Genomic DNA, 5,167 nt, shown 5'->3' on the forward strand with positions numbered 1-5,167 from the left:
GAAATTCATAAACAACTATCTGATTATCAATCATAAATATACAAATTATCACCATAATAACCAAAAAAAATCCGCCTCAGTTGTGAGACGGATTCCATTTAACTAACTTAAAATTTTTAAAAGTGTATCCCATTTTTATTCCCGCTTTCTACGATCGATTTTTCAATCGCTTTTCCTAAATCATCCACTTTAGAATCGCTGCGTTTTTTCATTATCGCCACGAACAATGAAATAGAAGCCAATCAATATCTCACTAAATTTTCAACATTAATGCGCGGAATGATGGGATATTCTCCGAAAGATTTCATTCCTTTTTCACAAGCAGAATCCAGTCTTCTTCTAACAATTTATACCCGATATCATAAACAAAGTGGTATTCTGCGCCGTTTTTATAGATTTTCAGATTTGTAAAGTATTCAAAATCAAAACCGGCAGAAATCAATTTATTTCGCGTTGTTTTCGCTTTTCCTTCCACAAATTTTTGCTCCGCAAGAATGCGGTGATTTTTGCGCAGTTTGTTATTGATATTGCGCATCAGGTTCGACGAATCTTTGTTGTGATTGTTGTTGTACGTATTTCTACAGCCATCATTGCAGAACTTTTTATCGGTTCTGCCAATAATTTTTTCGCCACATTCCAGACAATTTTCCATAAGAATCATTTGATACTCAAATATATAAAATTATCCTTTTGCAAGAGGTTAAAATAGATAGGGAAGTCGTTCCATCAAAAAATAGCTCACCTCATTTCACAAAAAAAGCAATTCTTCTCAAAAACTGCTTTGTATATATATATTCTAAAAACCACAAATGTCATTGGGAGCAACGAAGAAATCTCTTTCATAAAAGCGACCGAAAGTATACTTATGATGAGCGAATTTGAAGGATTCTATGGGATGATAAAAGGTAAGCTTAGGTTTTGGCTGCCTACTTTTTAATTATTCAAATACCCTTTTTCTGTAAGTTGTTGTATCACTTTTTCTCCAATTTGTTTTCCCCAAGCTTGTCCAGCCGTCATAGATTCTTGTGTAACTATTGGTAGTGTTTCTATCATTTTTTTTCCTGTCGGTGTATTATAAAAACTAATCACTTGATCAATGTCATCTTCAGTATAATACTTATCATAAATTGGTATTATTAAATTGACTAAGTCCTCCGCTTTTATTTCTTTGGCAAAATCATCCCAGAATTTTTCATCCACCGTTGTATATGATTTTTGAAATGCAGCCATCATATTACTTGCTACTTGCACTCCAAGTTTTCCTGAACCAGTCATTTCAAGCAGATTTTTAATTTTTTCAATTTTAGAATTGTTGGTCGTTTGTGAAAAAGCTGATATTGATAATCCACAAATCAAAAAAGCAATAATTATTTTTTTCATGTTTTAAATAGATAATGGTTATGATTATTTTTTAAGTGTTGTAGCCAGTAAAGATGCGTTCATTTTTTGTCTTTCAGATCAAACGAAAGCTCAGTTTTTGGCAGAAGTTGTTATTTCGTCCATCCTACATTCTTTTTCCATTGTTTAATTTCTTGTTTTCTTTTTTCAAAGTCTTTCGGTGGCATTTGATTTTCATTTTTTGCTCGTTTTCTTATTATTTCTGCCTGTTCTTCAAGGGTGTTAAGTCCAAGTGATTTTCTTCTTTCATTGACTTTGGTTAAGTTATCATAAAGATTTGGGCTTAAATTTCCATTTTCATCCCAATCAAATTGAGTTCCGTAAAGTTGCGGTTTTTCTTCAAATACGGCTATTCGATCAGTTAAATACCCCAAATTTTGTGCGTCTGCTTTATTTTCACTTACCGCGGTTTTCAGTAGTGATGCACCTTTTTTCATTAGTTCTGGTTGTCCGATTGCATGTTGTATTACCAAATATGCTGCTTCGCTTGCTTCTCTACCCACTTTGTCTATGGTAGGATAACCAATGGTGTCTATGATGTCGTTTAAGATTTTAGCATTTTTGTCGTGTAATTCCTTCATTTCTTCATCATAACCTTCACTGAGTTTTCCACTTTTCAAAAGTTTTTCTCTTAAAATGAAGTCCGCATTTTTTAGTTCAATTATTTTTTCCGCAATGCTTTTATAGTCCATTTTTTGTAGTCATTTTATTCGTTCGAAGGGTCATCTTAATAGTGCCACCAACTTCAATCTGTGATCAAACCTCCGTTGATCAAATCCAAAAATAGGTAAATACTTTCAATAATAAAGGCAGAAAACCGTCTTAATAATGATAAATTACCTCACTTAAAGTACCTTCAATCAAATGTTTTTTACGAGTTTATAAGATTCTATTTCTGAGGATCATTCGGTTCGATTTATTGACGTTTTTGTAAAAAAAGCAATCAGCGTTATCGAGAAAATGGGCAATTGTACCGAAAAAGGCAGGAGATCAACGAGCATATCTTCGGAACCATCAAAAGGCAATGGGGTTACAATCACACGAATTTAACGGGTTTAGAGAAGGTAAATGGTGAACACAGCTTAATTATGCTGGTTTACAACATCAAACGTGCAATGAATATTCTGGGAGTTCCTGATTTAATTCCCAAAATCAACAACTGGAAGTCACCTTACAAAAGGAACGTCTTGTTTTTGTTAATAACGAAGCATTTTAAGCTGAAATCAGTCTTTGTTTTTGAAAAAATATTATTGGTTGCTTAAAAATAAGGCTTCCTTAAAAGGCTTGTTTTACCTTGCAGCGTTGTAAAAATATGGCTTAAAGAGGGAGGATGTGAGTTTTTTCACAGCCTGACGTTCCAGGGCTTGCCGAAGGCGGGGATTTTTAGTACAAGAGTTCAATAGAAGAACGAATGTTTAATTTTGCACAAATGTCCAATCGATGCACTTCAGCCCCGCTTTTGGCAATACCTTGTTATGTGCAGCCCTTTTTTGTCATTCGTGATTTGGTTCGTTAAGGTCAAAATAATTTCCCTTCGTCTTGTCAAGTGTTTCTGCAATGAGTTTAAAGTTTTGTTCTGTCGGTTTTAGATTTACATATTTTTCAACTATTGTTCTATGTCTGTAGATAATAAATGTATTTTCAATACTTGCATTTATTTTATTAAGGTTTGCTTCGCTTTCAGTATCTGCAAATGAGGGAACAAAAGTCAAAGCAATTTTTTGAAGCCTTAATTCTTCTCCGATTTTTTCTAATTCTGTTTGGCGTGTCTGCTTGTTATAATTTTTTGAATTTCCGTAAACAAAATATGCTTTAAGATATTTTTCTCTTATTACACTTTCATTGTCTAATTGTTTAAGCCATTTTTTGATTTCGTCCCAATTTGGATTGTTACCAACAAAATATATAATTCCGTGATAGCGTCCGTATTTGCAGACAGGGCAAGTTCTTGTTCCTTTGTCGGGTCCAAAGGCGTGAAATGGTATAAATGAAGGTTGGTCTTCACCAATGTTTAAACCCGATTGAATGTCTGCTTTGCTTTTAGTAGGATAGTCAGGAATATTCAAACCTAACACAATATTGTGTTCTGCGATTTGAATGTTTCCGTCCAAAACAATTCTTAATATTTCCGTGCCTGCTCTGTCAAGTTTGCCATACTTTTTCTTATGCTTTAGATATAAAGGATCGTCATCAAAATAAAGGTCGGCATAATATTCGTTAATGATGTCAGGTTCTTTTATGGATAAATGAATGTGTTGAGGAATATTATCATTCGGATAAGCATCAGGTCTGCTAGTCTTTATTTTATAATTGCCACTCTTATCTGACTTTACCCAACCTCTCAATTTACCATGTTCCTTTGCTTGTTTAGGTGTTTGGTCGTTTGAAGAATACAAACCGCTATCGTCCGTATGCCAATAGTAGATAACAACATCAGATGCAGGTGTTCTACCGTCAAGCTGAAAAACTTTTCCTGTCAAAATAAGTTTTTGTTTTCCCTCATCCCAACCATTACTTGTGTGCTCCGATGAGATTACCTTTGGCATTCCTACATACATCAATTCACAGCCATCACAACCGCCACCAATAAGTTTATTCTTGTCTGTCTTTATTTCATTTTGGTTGCTTTCGGTTTTTGTCTGGCCGGTACAATCTGTTAGGAAATTCAGTGTCGCAATAAAAAGCCCGAGTTTAAATATTTGTTTCATTGTTAGATATTTTGACGGCAAAAGTGTCTTTTATTTACCTGCTCCACAAATGAAATATAGTATGCTGAGTCTATTTTATGTTGAGCTGATGAAAATCAGCAAGCTTTAATTTGAAATTTTTAGCGTAGTTTCTGCTCAATCGCAATATTGTGTTATCTGAAAGTGAAATATCATAATCTCCGTTGTGTCGGGATTCGATTGATGAAATTTTATGGATGTTCACGATATGAGATTTGTGAATACGTACAAACTGTTTGTTGTCTAATTGCTTTTCTAAAGACTTCAAAGTATCGGTATATAGATACCTTTTTTGTGAAATATAAATACTAATGTAAGGTGAGTAAGCCGAAAAATAAAGAATGTCATTTACCTTTAGCAGTAATTTTTTGTTATTGTTGTCAACGATTAAGATTGAACTGATAAAATCTTGTTTGTCAGTTATTGCTTCTACTTCATTTTCTATTTTTGATAATTGGATATTTTTATTAATTAGGGTAAAAGCCAAAAATGAAAACCCGTAAACAATTACCGTTTTTATAAAATAAGCCGATAGTCCAAAATTGAAAGTCTGCCAATAATCAAAAGTGTGATAGTAAAAAATCTTTGAAATAATCAATACCAACGCAGGATATGAAAACAAATGACATATACTTGCTAAACTTACAAAAAGTAATTTCAGTATTAATCTTTCTGTTCTCCTTATCATCTTAAAAACCAAAGTAAGGAAAGGCAGAAACAAAAGCCAATAAGAAAAGCTAAATAGTAACGATTCCGAAATGTAAAATGAACTGTTTTGGGATAAGGAGTGCAAAAAATCCAAAAGCACATTTGCCAAAACGAACAGCATTATACAAGTTACAAAAATGAAATTTACTTTCTCTCTGTGTTGGAAGATTTGATATGTGTGTTTGATTGTCAATGTGTTTTTATTGATTAAGGCTGTTCATGTAGGGTTGCGCATAACGGCAGTCTGTGAAAAAACCTCCGTTTATTTTAATCAAAAATAGGTAAATAATTTCAATATTTCGGGAGTGAATTCGTATATTTAATGATGCAACACA

General features: G+C 33.2%; 5 protein-coding genes and 1 pseudogene. 1 reads left to right on the forward strand and 5 read right to left on the reverse strand.

Annotated elements, in window-relative coordinates:
- Window positions 1–304: 304 nt before the first annotated feature.
- The 3 genes from BW932_RS14005 to BW932_RS14015 form a co-directional block, all read right to left on the reverse strand.
- Entirely contained in the window at window positions 305–652 is a 348-nt protein-coding gene (locus BW932_RS14005; protein WP_076388664.1) for a hypothetical protein, read from the reverse strand.
- 281 nt (window positions 653–933) lie between these two features.
- Complete coding sequence (locus BW932_RS14010; RefSeq protein ID WP_076388666.1) at window positions 934–1,380, reverse strand: DUF2059 domain-containing protein; 447 nt, start codon at window positions 1,378–1,380, stop codon at window positions 934–936.
- A gap of 110 nt (window positions 1,381–1,490) precedes the next feature.
- Window positions 1,491–2,090 (reverse strand): DUF6624 domain-containing protein, encoded by a 600-nt coding sequence (locus tag BW932_RS14015; protein ID WP_076388668.1) that lies wholly within the window; start codon window positions 2,088–2,090, stop codon window positions 1,491–1,493.
- A gap of 240 nt (window positions 2,091–2,330) precedes the next feature.
- On the opposite strand from BW932_RS14015, the pseudogene BW932_RS14020 reads away from it, so the two are divergent.
- Window positions 2,331–2,660, forward strand: a pseudogene (locus BW932_RS14020) (transposase); the annotation flags it as partial.
- A gap of 231 nt (window positions 2,661–2,891) precedes the next feature.
- Here BW932_RS14020 and BW932_RS14025 read toward each other — a convergent pair.
- Both BW932_RS14025 and BW932_RS14030 read right to left on the reverse strand, forming a co-directional pair.
- A complete protein-coding gene (locus tag BW932_RS14025; protein ID WP_076388670.1) occupies window positions 2,892–4,106 on the reverse strand; it encodes a dioxygenase family protein in 1,215 nt (404 codons plus the stop codon).
- A gap of 70 nt (window positions 4,107–4,176) precedes the next feature.
- Entirely contained in the window at window positions 4,177–4,812 is a 636-nt protein-coding gene (locus BW932_RS14030) for a LytR/AlgR family response regulator transcription factor (protein WP_245820753.1), read from the reverse strand.
- Between the last annotated feature and the right edge of the window lie 355 nt (window positions 4,813–5,167).

The sequence above is a fragment of the Kaistella chaponensis genome (assembly GCF_900156725.1).
GTDB lineage: Bacteria > Bacteroidota > Bacteroidia > Flavobacteriales > Weeksellaceae > Kaistella > Kaistella chaponensis.